Annotated in this window: 8 protein-coding genes; 2 read left to right on the top strand and 6 right to left on the bottom strand. The window is 70.4% G+C overall.

Annotation, left to right across the window (positions count from 1 at the left end; translation table 11 throughout):
• Positions 1-58: 58 nt before the first annotated feature.
• Positions 59-970: a hypothetical protein gene (locus LQ326_RS43475; RefSeq protein WP_234544611.1), complete on the bottom strand. Its 912-nt coding sequence runs from the start codon at positions 968-970 to the stop codon at positions 59-61.
• Positions 967-1,380, bottom strand: a complete 414-nt coding sequence (locus tag LQ326_RS43470) for a peptidase inhibitor family I36 protein (protein ID WP_234544610.1) — start codon at positions 1,378-1,380, stop codon at positions 967-969. The genes LQ326_RS43475 and LQ326_RS43470 overlap by 4 nt, the downstream gene beginning before the upstream one ends.
• Positions 1,381-1,869: 489 nt before the next feature.
• Between LQ326_RS43470 and LQ326_RS43465 the strand changes: the two genes are divergently transcribed.
• On the top strand, positions 1,870-5,685 hold the full coding sequence (locus tag LQ326_RS43465; RefSeq protein ID WP_234544609.1) for an nSTAND1 domain-containing NTPase: 3,816 nt from the start codon (positions 1,870-1,872) through the stop codon (positions 5,683-5,685).
• A 212-nt stretch (positions 5,686-5,897) separates the two neighbouring features.
• On the opposite strand, the gene LQ326_RS43460 is transcribed toward LQ326_RS43465, so the two are convergent.
• From LQ326_RS43460 to LQ326_RS43450, 3 genes are all read right to left on the bottom strand, one after another.
• Positions 5,898-7,013, bottom strand: coding sequence for a PASTA domain-containing protein (locus LQ326_RS43460; RefSeq protein WP_234544608.1), 1,116 nt, complete (start codon positions 7,011-7,013; stop codon positions 5,898-5,900).
• Positions 7,014-7,646: 633 nt separating this feature from the next.
• Positions 7,647-8,507, bottom strand: coding sequence for an alpha/beta fold hydrolase (locus LQ326_RS43455; protein ID WP_234544607.1), 861 nt, complete (start codon positions 8,505-8,507; stop codon positions 7,647-7,649).
• 151 nt (positions 8,508-8,658) lie between these two features.
• Positions 8,659-9,480 (bottom strand): alpha/beta hydrolase, encoded by an 822-nt coding sequence (locus tag LQ326_RS43450; protein ID WP_234544606.1) that lies wholly within the window; start codon positions 9,478-9,480, stop codon positions 8,659-8,661.
• 850 nt (positions 9,481-10,330) lie between these two features.
• Here LQ326_RS43450 and LQ326_RS43445 point away from each other — a divergent pair.
• Positions 10,331-11,143 carry an SDR family NAD(P)-dependent oxidoreductase gene (locus LQ326_RS43445; protein WP_234544605.1) on the top strand — a complete coding sequence of 271 codons (813 nt, stop codon included), beginning with the start codon at positions 10,331-10,333 and terminating at the stop codon, positions 11,141-11,143.
• Between the two features lie 161 nt (positions 11,144-11,304).
• Here the strand turns inward: LQ326_RS43445 and LQ326_RS43440 are convergent, their stop codons facing one another.
• Positions 11,305-11,994 carry an alpha/beta hydrolase gene (locus LQ326_RS43440; RefSeq protein WP_234544604.1) on the bottom strand — a complete coding sequence of 230 codons (690 nt, stop codon included), beginning with the start codon at positions 11,992-11,994 and terminating at the stop codon, positions 11,305-11,307.
• Positions 11,995-12,027 lie beyond the last annotated feature (33 nt).

Below are 12,027 nucleotides of genomic sequence, written 5' to 3'. Positions count from 1 at the left end.
GGGCAGGGGATTCCTTCCGGCGTGACGTGCTTGTGATGGACGCTGTTGTGCATTTCCTTCACTCTGGGCCGGTGGAGGCGCTTCTGTTCGGCGACCCCAATGCCTTCCGTTTCAACGTCCGGTAGCGCCGAAGGTCGGCTCGGGCAGAGTCGTTGAGCGTGGATTTTTCCGCGTCCCGTTGGGCTTCGTACACCGCCTCGTGAAGCCGTACCCTGCGCTCGCAGACGTAGTCGTCGGACGCGATGCGCAACTCTTTGCGGCCGAGGCTGCGTAGTGCTCTGTCGCTGCCGTTGGTCGACTCCATGTCCCGGGCAAGCTCTTCTCTCGGTGCCTGCAGATCGTCGTACGAGTAGCCTGACTTCCGCATGCATGAGGACCATTTGGCCAGCGCGTCGATATATCGGCTGTCTTTTTCGACCTGGTCCATCACAGCCGCCTGCAAGCCCTCCAGTTCGTTCTCGAGCCGGTTCCAGCCCGGCCCGTAGGCTGCTTCCCGGCCCTGGTAGGCGCACCCGTCGGGCCGGTAGGTCAGAACCACTCCGGTCGCCAGAGTGAATTTCTCCACATGCGTGCCTTCCAGCGCCTTTGTCCAGCCGATGGAGTGGTGAGCGGCCGGCGGAGCATGGTCGCCCGTCCCGCTGAGGATCTCGCCCACCACGCCGTAGCCGTCCTGGCGAGCCTGCTCCTTGCGCAGCAGACCGTACGGATTGGTGGTCACCGCACGCTCGCTCACCGTCGTGCGCTCCGGCTCGTACCTGAATCTGCGCCGTGCCATGCAATCAGCGACGGCGGACTCCTCACGCGCTCGCAAACGAGCGGTGTCCGCCACGGAGGTGACAAGGACGGCGGACAGCGGTCGCGGGTCGAACGGGACTTGCCCCCGGTCGCCGCCGCCCGAGAAGGAACAGCCGGCCGTGAACGCGGCGGCGGTGACGACGATCTCCGCGAGCCGTGTGAGGGCTCGCCTCATACGCACCAGTTGTTCGAGTAGACGTGGTGGTACAAGGCCGTTCCCCATTCCGGGTTGTTGGCCACGTCGTTGAGCGAGTACATGCCCGTGCCCCGGGCCAATGTCCAGTAGTGGCCCGTGTAGTTGCGCTCGCTGTAGACCCGCACATTGCAGGAGGTACCGGCGTTCCACAGAGACTCGGCCCCACGGAACTGGGAAAGGCCGGTGAGGTCCGTGTTGTCCGCGTAGACCGCCCCGCGTGATCCGGACTCGTACGTCGAGGTGTAGGCACACAGCGCCCCGGAGGGGCAATCCGCGGCTTCGGCGGTGTCTGCCACCGCCAGCGTGGTCAGGACGAGTGCTGCCGCGCCCAGGAAGGAACCGATGGCGAGCTTCCTGGACACAGGCCTCGCCCTTTGTGTGCTTCCCATGAGACATCCTTCCGTCGATCGTTCCGCTGTTGCTCTCCGCGCCCAGCAGCCCGTCGTACGGGCCGGTGCAGCCCCAGACATCGTTGTGCGCCCAGCGCTGCTCCCCGGGCGTGTCCGGCACTCAGGCCGACGCTCGCACCCGCTGCTCCACGCGTGTCCGCGCCGGCTGTGCCTGCGCCTGGCGCCGCGGCTGCCGGCGCCGTGGTGAGCACACCAGACGTGACAGCGGCGAGCTTCTTCATCGTTGGCCCTTCCCCGTGGTCCCGATCCCGTTCCGGATCCTGCCGGCGTCCGGTCGCCCGACAGACCGAGGTGAGTCGGCGGAGCGAAGACCGCAGTCGGCTGCCGCCCTTGTTTGTAGTGCTGTTTTGTTGTCCGGAATCGGGGGTTGGACGCCGGACAACAAGCTCCGGACAATGAGCCGGATCTGTTGATCTCGGGGAGGTACGGGTGCCACGAGCCGAGCGTCCGTTGGCGGACGACGATGGCGTGCTGACCGCCTTTGCGACCGACCTGCGGCGACTAAGGACCGAGGCGGGAAGTCCGCCCTACCGTGAGCTGGCCCGCCGGGCGCACTACTCGTCCACGACCCTCGCGGACGCCGCCGCGGGGCGCAGACTGCCGAGCCTGGCCGTCACCGTCGCATACGTACGAGCCTGTGGCGGTGATCCTGCCGAGTGGGAGACGCGGTGGCGGTCGACCGCCGCGGAACTGGCGGCCGAGGAACCGGCCGAGGCGCCGCTCGATTCCCTCGACGACGAACGCCGGAGCCCCTACGCGGGGCTCGCGGCGTTTCAGCCGCAGGACGCCGAACGGTTCTTCGGACGCGAACGCCTGACCGACGACCTGGTCACCCGCGTCCATGACCATCGCTTCCTCGCGGTGTTCGGAGCCTCCGGCTCGGGCAAGTCGTCCCTGTTGCGGGCCGGCCTGCTGCCCAGGGCCGATGCCATCACAGCGGGGAAAGGCGAATGGCGCACGGTACTGCTCGTCCCGGGCCCCCACCCGCTGGAGGAGTGCGCCGCGCGAATGGCCGCGTTGAGCGGCGGATCAGCCACCGCCCTGTCCGAGGAACTGCAGAAAAAGCCCCGCGCCCTGCACATGACCGTTCTGCAGATCCTCGCCGATCGGCCCGAGGGCAGCGAACTCCTCTTGGTCGTGGACCAGTTCGAGGAGGTCTTCACTCTCTGCACCAGCACGCAGGAACGGGCCGCGTTCATCGAGGCACTGACCACCGCGGCCCAGGCTGCCAACAGCCGCACCCGCGTCGTGATCGGCGTCCGGGCCGACTTCTACGCTCGCTGCTCCGAACACCCGGAGCTTGTCGAGGCGCTGCGCGACGCCCAGTTGCTTGTCGGTCCGATGACCACCGACGAACTGCGCCGGGCCATCAGCCAACCCGCCGTACAGGCCGACTGCACTGTCGAAACCCCGCTGCTGGCCCGCGTTGTCGCCGATGCCACCGGACAGCCCAACGCCCTGCCGCTGGTCTCGCACGCCTTGCGCGAGACCTGGCGGCGCCGACGCGGCAACACCCTCACCCTGGCCGGTTACGAAGCCGCCGGCGGTATCCGACATGCTCTCGCGCAGACGGCCGAAACCGTCTTCGCCGGCCTGACGCCTTCGCAACAGCACCTGGCCCGCGCCGTCTTCCTGCGGCTCGTCGTCCTCGGTGAGGGGGCCGACGACACCAAACGACGTGTCGCACGCGCCGAGTTGGACGCCCTCGCTCACCCCGGCACCCAGGCCGTTCTGGACGCGCTGGCCCAGGCCCGCCTCGTCACACTGGACACCGACACCGTCGAGATCACCCACGAGGCACTGCTCCAAGCGTGGCCGCGGCTGGCCGGCTGGCTGAACGAGGACCGGGCAGGGCTGCTCACCCATCAGCGGCTGACGGAAGCCGCAACCACCTGGGAACGCGAGCACCGAGATCCGGGCCTGCTCTACCGCGGCAGTCAGCTCGCCACAGCTGCCGAATGGGCCGAACGTCACCGCGGCGACCTCCTTCTCGGCGAACGCGTCCAGGACTTCCTGACGGCGTCCCTCCGGCAGCAACGCCGGGCCGGTCACCTGAGCCGGGCAGCGGTCGCCGTCCTGGCCGTCCTGGCGGTACTGGCCTCGACGGCCGCCGTCGTCGCGTTCCAGCAGCGCCGGGCAGCACGGGAGGAGCGTGATGTCGCCATATCCCGCGAGATCACGGCCCGGTCCGAGCAGGTGGAGAGCAACGACACCTCGCTGGCCGCACGTCTCAGCCTGGCCGCCTACCGGCTGCGGCCCTCACCCGAGCTCTACACCAGGCTCCTCAGCACCGAGAACACGCCCCTCGCGACCACGTTGACCGGTCACACCGACACCGTTTTCGCCGTGGCCTACAGTCCTGACCGGCGCACCCTGGCCACCGCGGGCGCCGACGGCACCGTGCGCCTGTGGGACGTCACCGACTCCGCCCGCCCCAGAGCACTCGGCAAACCCCTCAGGGACCACATCGGCTGGGTGTACTGGCTGGTCTTCAGCCCCGACGGCCGCACTCTGGCGGCCGCGGGCCGCGACCGGGCGGTACGGCTGTGGAACGTCACCGATCCCGCTCACCCCACGGTGTGGGGCCCGCCCTTGAGGGGGCACACCAGTTACGTGTTCTCCGTGTCGTTCAGCGCCGACGGCCGGATCCTCGCCACCGCGAGCTATGACCACACGCTGCGGTTGTGGAACGTGTCCGACCCCGCGCACGCCACGCCCATCGGTCACGCCCTGACCGGCCATGTGGGGGCGGTCGCCTCGGCGACGTTCAGCCCGAGAGGCCGCGTCCTCGCCAGCGCCGGCCACGACCACACCATCCACCTCTGGGACATCGCGGACCCGGCCGAGCCCAAGCCTCTCGGCTCTCCGATGAAGGGCCACAGGGACACGGTCTACGCGGTCGCCTTCAGTCCCGACGGACGCACGCTCGCCAGTGTCAGCAACGACCACACCGTGCGCCTCTGGGACGTGTCCCACCCCACGCACGCCGCCCCTCTGGGGCCTGCGCTGACCGGCCACACCGACTCCGTGTACGCCGTGGCGTTCAGCCCCGACGGACAGACCCTCGCCACCGCCGGAGCCGACCACACCGTACGGCTGTGGAACGTCACCGACCCCCGGCATCCGTCGGCCCTGGGCGAACCGCTGACCGGTCACACCGACTACGTCTACTGGCTGGCTTTCAGCCCGGACGGCCGTACGCTCGCCAGTGCCTCCCGTGATCACACGGTACGACTGTGGCATCTTCCCCGTACTCGGCTGGCCACCCCAGGTCCCCTCGACGCCGTCGCCTTCAGCCCCAGTGGTCATCTTCTGGCCACCGGGGGCAGCGACCAGGACACGAAGCTCTGGGATGTCACCGATCCCGCGCTTCCCAGAGCCCTGGCTGTGCCGGCGGGTACCAGGGGAACCGTCTCCAGTGTGGCCTTCAGCCCGAACGGCCGCGTGCTGGCCACGTCCGGAGCCGACGGCGCGGTGTGCCTGTGGGACGTCGCCGACCCCCGTCGAGCCGGGCGCCTACGGGTGCTGGCCGGCCACAAGGGCCCGGTCATGCGCGTGGTGTTCAGCCCGAACGGCCGCGTGCTGGCCACCGCGGGCGCCGACCGCACCGTACGGCTGTGGAACGTCACCGATCCGGGGCGTGCTCGTGCTCTGGGCGTCCTGCGGGGCCACACCGACAGTGTCGAGGCGCTGGCGTTCAGCCCGGACGGACACGTTCTGGCCAGCGCGGGCTCCGATGACACGCTGCGGCTGTGGAACACGTCGAATCCGGCACAGCCCCGGCTGTTCCGGCCGGCCGTAGAGACCGACAGCGGCGGCATCCGCGCCGCGGCCTTCAGCCCGGACGGTCATACCCTCGCCACCGCGAGCGCCGACCACACCGTACGGCTGTGGAACGTCACCGACCCTGCCCACATCGCACGGGCGGGCCAGCCGCTCACCGGCCATTCCAGCTTCGTCGACTCCCTCGCCTTCAGCCCGGACGGACGTGTCCTGGCCACCGGTGGCGACGACCGGACCGTGCGCCTGTGGGACGTATCTCATCCGGACCGTGCCACCGCCCTCGGCTCGGCCCTGACCGGTCACGACGGACCCGTCAACGACACGGCGTTCAGCCCGGACGGGCGTGTCCTGGCAACCGTCGCCGACGACCGCACCCTTCAACTGACGCGCGTCAGCGTCGGGGCAGCCGTCCAACGGGTCTGCGTCACCACTCACGACGCCCTCACCCCGCGGCAATGGCAGCAATACCTGCCCGATCTGCCGTTCCGGTCCCTGTGCTGACGCGCCCCGACCCGCCTCTGAGGCGGGCGGAGCCACCCGCCGGGTTCAGCAGCCGACCCGTGCTCGGAGTTGCGGACCACGCGCCGGGTACCACTTTCCCGCTCGACGTGATCACAGGCTGATCGTGGTGTCGAACAACTCGGCCCGGGTGTCCTCTTCCGCTGCGTACGGCATGGGGACTCCTGGGGACTGGTGTGGCTGAGCTGGTCGGGTCAGGCGTGGTGCCAGCGGTTGCGGCCGTCGGAGCCGGGGCTGCAGACCATCGGTCTTCCTGCCGCGCTCAAACCCGTCGCTCCGGGCGGGGAGCAGAACGAGCCGGAGTGGACAGCGCCGACATCGGCGCCGCTGGAGGAACCTCCGGTGGAACCTCTGGAGGAGGACGAGGAGCCACCGCGGTCAGAACCGTCGTTTCCGGTGGCGCTGTCGTCGTCGCTGTTGTTGAAGTCGGGATCGCTGGCCGGGATCTTGTAAGTCGTGTCCTTCGCCGCGGGACAGCGCCGGACGAGGTCGGTGTCGGTCCACCGGCCCAGGTCCAGGCTGACCGAGCTGGTGGAGGTGACCTCGGCTCCCTCGTCCGGGGACTGGAAGCACACACGCCACTCGTCGCCGTCCGCTGCGGCCTGCGCGGCTGTCGGAGTGTCGACGTCGAGATAGACGTCGTCGAGCGTGACCCGGTCGAGGCCGACACCCGCCCGCTTGAGATCCCTGACGGCCGTGTCGTAGGTGGCGCCTACGACATCCGGCATCTTCGGCCACGGGAGCGGGCCGCCGTCCTTGTCGGGGCAGGGTTCGGTCTTCCGGACGGCCGCGAAGTCGATGGTCTTCGCGGCTGAGTCGGCCTTCTGGAAACACACCGTCCATCCGGACCGCAGGATGATCGTGCGACCATCGTCGCCCGCGTCGTGGTCTGCGGCGGTGTAGCCGGCCGAGCTTGCCTGCCGCTCCGCCTCGTTCAGCGGCCGTCCGGTGTAGTCGGCGGGCGTGGCGGATTCGGAGACGGCCGGAGACGCGGAGACGGCTTCGGCGCTCGCGTCACCACGGTCGTTCCGCGCCTTGGCATCGGTGCTGCTGGGCTTGCTGTCGTCGAGCTGTCCGCCGAGGCCCGCGCCGACCGTCAGGAGCAGCAGGGCTCCGAGGGTTGCGCCGAGCCTGGCGAACCAGCGCCATGGCGGCAGCACCCACACGGCCACCAGAGCGGCGATCATCGCCAGGAAACCCAGGGCAAAGCTGAACGCACCGAGCAGGGCGACCAGCGCGAGGGCCCCGAGCGCGGCCTGTGTGGTCCTCCACCAGGGGCGGGACGGGGCTGGGGTGTTGTACGGGTTCACGCGACGCCTAACTCCTGGAGTGCGGGCCCAGATACGGCGGGCCCGCTCAGGAAGCCGAGCGGGACGGAACGGGGCTCGACTGTCAGGCGCCGTGTCGGGGCCGTGGCCCGGGGGCGGGGCGAGGGTGGAGCGGGTAGGTGCCGGACCCGCCTCGACGAGCGGCTCAAGGTGCGCTGACCGGTTGTCAGGCCCGCCGTCCCGCGCATGTCCCGCGAGGAGTGCGGCGGCGGCCGTACCGACCCGGCCCGCGCCCCGACCGGGCCGGCTCGGAGAGATCGAACGTTCGGGGCCGGACCGTGTTGCGGCCCCGGATGGCGCGGGGCTCGCGCGGAGAGTACGGGCCTTGCCCGTCGTCCCGCGCAGGCCCCGCGCCCGCGGCCCGGGATTTCGCCCCAGAAGCACCTTGCGTCGTCTGCCATGGCCTCGGAATTGTCCGGCGCGGTATCGCCGGAACTGCCGATACCCCAAAGATTGGCCATGACGAGACGGCGTTCGGTGGCAAGGCCGTCGACGACCGCGGGGTCCCAGTCGTCCACCACCGCGGTCACGTGGAGCAGGAGGAGCAGGGGAACGCCCTCCGCCGTACCCGCTTCGCGGTAGGTGGTGTCCGAAGTGACGGACCCGCCCCGGTGGTCAGCGGGTCGCGTGGGCGGCCTGCTCGATGAGCCGGGTGACGATGCCGGGGTCGGTGACCTGCGCGGCGTGCGGGGTGTCGGCGACCGTGATGTGCCCGTGGGCGCGGGTGGCCATGAACCGTTCCGTGGCCGCGGGGATCAGGTGATCCTCCTTGGAGACGAGGAACCACGACGGAATGGTCTTCCAGGCCGGCTCACCGGAAGGGTCCCCGAGGGCCTGGAGGGAGATGGGGTGCTGTTCGGCGGCGAGCACGGCTGACTCCTTCTTGCTGAGGCGGTTGCTCAGGAAGAGGTCGCGGTAGTGGTCGGGCTTGGTGTAGAGGTCGATGCCGGTGGTGACCTTGGTGCCGTCGGTGGAAGTGAAGGGAACGGCGCTGAGGGCGGTGGGAAGGGGGGCGTTGGGGTCGTCGGTGATGTGGGTGCCGGGGAACTTCGCGGTCAGCTCAGCGGCGGTCTCGTTCTTGTCCGGGGCGAAGGCCGAGATGTAGACGAGGGCCTTGACGTTGGGGTTGCCGGTGGCCGCGTTGGTGATGACCGATCCGCCGTAGGACTGGCCGACCAGGACGACGGGCCCCTCGATGGTCTTGAGGTACGCGCTCAGGTAGGTCGAGTCGCCGGACAGGCCGCGCAGGGCGGTGGGCGGAGCGACGACGGGGTACCCGTCCTTCTGGAGCCTCCTGATCACGCCGCTGAAGCTGGCCGGCTCGGACCAGGCCCCGTTGACGAGGACGACGGTGGGCTTCGGGGCCGAACTGGCGAAGGAGGACGGTGCGGCCGACGACAGGGTGGTCGCGCCGGCGGCGAGGGCGACGCCGATCGCGCCGAGTACGGCGATGCGGAGGGTGTGGCGCTTGGACATGTCTGTCTCCTTGACTGGATGTGTGGTGATCGTTGGTGGGGGGACGCGTTCCGCGCTGTTGGTGCGGGACGACGGTTCGGGGGCCGGCTGGACGGCTGTGCGCCGGCAGGCCGTGGCGGGCGCGTGGCGCAGGGCTGCGGCGGCGCCCTGGTCAGACACGGGCGAGGGTGTTCTCCTCCGCCCAGTCCAGGGCGTAGTCGGCGACTTCCTCCCAGCCCTGCTGGCCGACGATGAAGTGCGAGCGCCCGGGGAACTCCCGGTAATCGGTGACGGCGGGTGACTTGCGGTAGAGATTCCGGTTGGCCCTGTTCACCTTGGGAGGGACGATGTGGTCGGCCTCTCCCGCGATGAACAGGAGGGGTGCCCTGCGGCGGTTGCGGAAGTTGATCCGGGTGGCGGCCTTGGGGTTGAAGTTGGCGAACGCTCCCTGGAAGAGAACGCGGGCCGGTCCGGGGGCGGCGTACCGCTCGTAGTGGGCGGCCGACTCGGATGCGCTGAGGGTGTTGGTGACGGCGTAGTGGAACTGTTCCGCCGTCAGCTGGACCGCCTTGTTCCTGTTGGCGGGGTTGCCGAGGACCGGCCAGGTCGACCGGAGCGTGGACAGGGGCAGCGGCAGCACGCCCTTGACGGCTGCCGAGTCGATGGCGACCCCGGCGCGGCCGAGTCCGCGGTCGAGCAGGATCTGCACGACCGTCCCTCCGAAGGAGTGGCCCATGATGATCGGCGGGGCGTCCAGAGCGCGGATGATCGTCTCGTAATGGTCGGTCACCTCCCGGAGGCCGACCCCCGCGATGCCGGCAGGGTCACGCCGCAGTTCCTCGACCTCGCGGTCGAGGCCGGGCCAGGCCGGGGTGATGACCCGGTATCCGCGGCCCTCGTAGTGGTGTTTCCACCCTTCCCAGCTTCGCGGGGTGACCCAGAGGCCGTGGATGAGCACGATCGTGCCGGCCGGGTCGCTGTCGGTATCGTTCATGCGGATCTCCGTGTGTGCAGACGTTCTGTTCGTTCCGGTGGTGGCCGTGAAGTCCGGCCCAGGGTTGGCACGGTCGAGCAGGGAGCTTTTCTCGCGCCCGCTTTCGCCGCCTCGCAGGGAAAGCGGGCCACTGCCGCGGTTCCGGGAGTCACTCCCAGCACGTAGTGCGGCGGGCTCCTCCGAAACCGTGACCCCAGAATTTCCTCCGGCCGCTCGGCGCCGCATCCGTCGATCGGCCATCGCGTCGGCACGTCCTCGGCAGCCGTTTGTCCGCCCACCGCACTCGCGCAGGCTCCTGGGCCTAGGTACTGGCCGGCTCCGCCGTCCCGCCTCGGGAGACCGGGGCGCGGAATGTGTCGCCCTGGCGGTCCGGGGAGGGGAGGAGGCCCGGAATCCGGCTCCCCGTGGGCAGCGTCCGCGTCGGTCCGGCCTCCGAACGGCGCACGTCCGCCGCCCGGAGCCGGGGTCGCCGGGCCGGTCCGCGGCGGGGCGGCGCACAGCACAGTCATGTGCACCGTCATTCGACTTAGGCGGGCGGACGCGGGCCGCGCCGATACTGGCGACGTGGTCAGTTGCGTACCGCACAGGCCGAGTGGGGTCCCGTCCCGGCGTTCCCTCGCCGAGGGGACGGCGCGGGCAGCCGCGACCGGCTCCGCCCACCATCCGCGACGGATCGGGCAATCCGCATGACGAGCGCTGGGAACGACGGGAGACCGGCAACGAATATGCCGGAAGCGGCGCGCCGTCATGGACGTGCCGGTTCGCCTGCACCGCCCGGCCGGCGTCCGCGGCCCGGCCCCCACCCCGCCGACGGCCGCCTCACCGTTCGCGTCATCTGCTGAGGAGTCTGATGTCGAAGATCGTTCTTGTCACCGCGGCATCCACCGGGCTCGGCGCGATGACAGCGCTGGCGCTGGCCGGCGCCGGTCACACCGTGTACGCCGGATTCGGGCCCGCCGGCGGGGTGTCGCCCGCTGATCTCACCGTGTGGGGAAGTCAGGTCCTGCCGCAGGAACTGCCGCAGGACGCGGGGCTCCACCCCCTTGGGCTCGACACCGCCGACCAGCACTCGGTCTCCGCCGCGGTCGAGGAGATCACACGGCGCTCCGGGCGCGTCGACGCGGTGGTTCATGCTCTCGGCCCGGTACCGCGGGGACCGGTGGAGTCCTTCACCCCCTACCAGTTGGCGCAGATCTACGACGCCCACGTGCTCTCCAGCCAGCGGGTGAACCGTGCCGTCCTGCCGGCCATGCGCGAGCGCCGGGACGGGTTGCTGATCTGGGTGGTGCCCTCCCGGCACCGTGCCGACGCGACTCCCTACCTCGCCCTCCACGAGGAGGCCGTCACGGTGATCGACCACTTGGCGGAGACTTACGCGAGGGAGCTGGCCGGGTTCGGAATCGAGGTCTGCACCGTCATGTGCGGATCACCCACGGCCGACATCGGCCGGCAACCGAGTCTGGTCCGTCCGGACGACGCCGAGACCTTCGCCGCCTACGACGCCCGGTATCGCGGCCTCGTGGACAGCGTGGACGCGGCCCTCGCCGAGCAGGCCGCCGGCGAAGCGGACATCGCCCGGACGGCCGAAGCCATCGTGGGGGTGGTGAACAATCCGAAGGGGAGCCGGGGGCAGCGTGTCACCACCGGCGCACCCCCGCGGTGAGCGAGGCGAGAGGCGCCGTGGGCCGTGCGGGCAGCGGCGCGGCCGGCGCGGAGGAGGTCATGGCTTCCGGGCGCGGCCGGCGCGGAGGAGGCCACGGCTCCGGGCCCGGCCGGCGCGGAGGAGGCCACGGCTCCGGGCCCGGCCGGTCCCCGGCCGCCTCGTCAGACGGCCATCTCCTCGCGGATGAGACGGGCCAGTTCTACGGGGTGCGAGAGGAACGGCGAGTGTCCGCTGTCCAGCACGCGCACGCGGTCGGCCTGTTGGGCCATGGAGTGCTGGAACGCGGCGGGAATCGCGCGGTCCTGCTCGCAGACGATGTAGGAGCTCGGCACGTCGTGCCAGACGGCCCGGGTGAGGGGCTGGGTGACCGAGGCGAGGGACTGCGGGCGCAGCGATGCCGCGGCAGCCGCCGCGCGTTGCGGGTCGACGCCGTTGTACAGCACCTCCACCGGACCGGTGACACCGAAGTGGCCCTGAAGGCCGCCGTCCTCCTGATGGACGTCCCAGTACGGAGGATGAACGCCTCCCGTCGGGGTCAGCACGGTGTCACCGACGTCCTGCATCATCGCCGCCAGGTAGATCGCCCGTACGATGCCGTGGCCCGCCGTCTGCGACACGGGCGCGCCCCCGTAGGAGTGGCCGAGGACCACCGTCGGCCCGCCGATCTCTGCCAGGACGGCTTCGATACGAGCCGAGTCCGCGTACAGGTCCCCGAGGAGCGCGGGATCCTCCCCGGTACTGGCCAGGCGCACCGTCCTCACGTCGACATCGGGGAGGCACTCGGCAAGGGGCTGCCAGACAGCGGAGTCGTGCCAGGCGCCATGGACGAGGAGCAGAGCGGGAAGTGACATGGGAGGTCTTTCGGGTAGGAGGGGAGACCGGGC

This window comes from Streptomyces shenzhenensis, from assembly GCF_021462265.1.
Taxonomy (GTDB): Bacteria; Actinomycetota; Actinomycetes; order Streptomycetales; family Streptomycetaceae; genus Streptomyces; species Streptomyces shenzhenensis.
Note: the sequence above shows the minus strand (reverse complement) of the source record. Positions and strands in the feature narration are given on the sequence as shown.

Coding starts and splice junctions, on each gene's coding strand:
- LQ326_RS43475 (WP_234544611.1), bottom strand. CDS start 970: ATGAGGCGAGCCCTCACACGGCTCGCGGAGATCGTCGTCACCGCCGCC.
- LQ326_RS43470 (WP_234544610.1), bottom strand. CDS start 1,380: ATGGGAAGCACACAAAGGGCGAGGCCTGTGTCCAGGAAGCTCGCCATC.
- LQ326_RS43455 (WP_234544607.1), bottom strand. CDS start 8,507: ATGTCCAAGCGCCACACCCTCCGCATCGCCGTACTCGGCGCGATCGGC.
- LQ326_RS43450 (WP_234544606.1), bottom strand. CDS start 9,480: ATGAACGATACCGACAGCGACCCGGCCGGCACGATCGTGCTCATCCAC.
- LQ326_RS43445 (WP_234544605.1), top strand. CDS start 10,331: ATGTCGAAGATCGTTCTTGTCACCGCGGCATCCACCGGGCTCGGCGCG.
- LQ326_RS43440 (WP_234544604.1), bottom strand. CDS start 11,994: ATGTCACTTCCCGCTCTGCTCCTCGTCCATGGCGCCTGGCACGACTCC.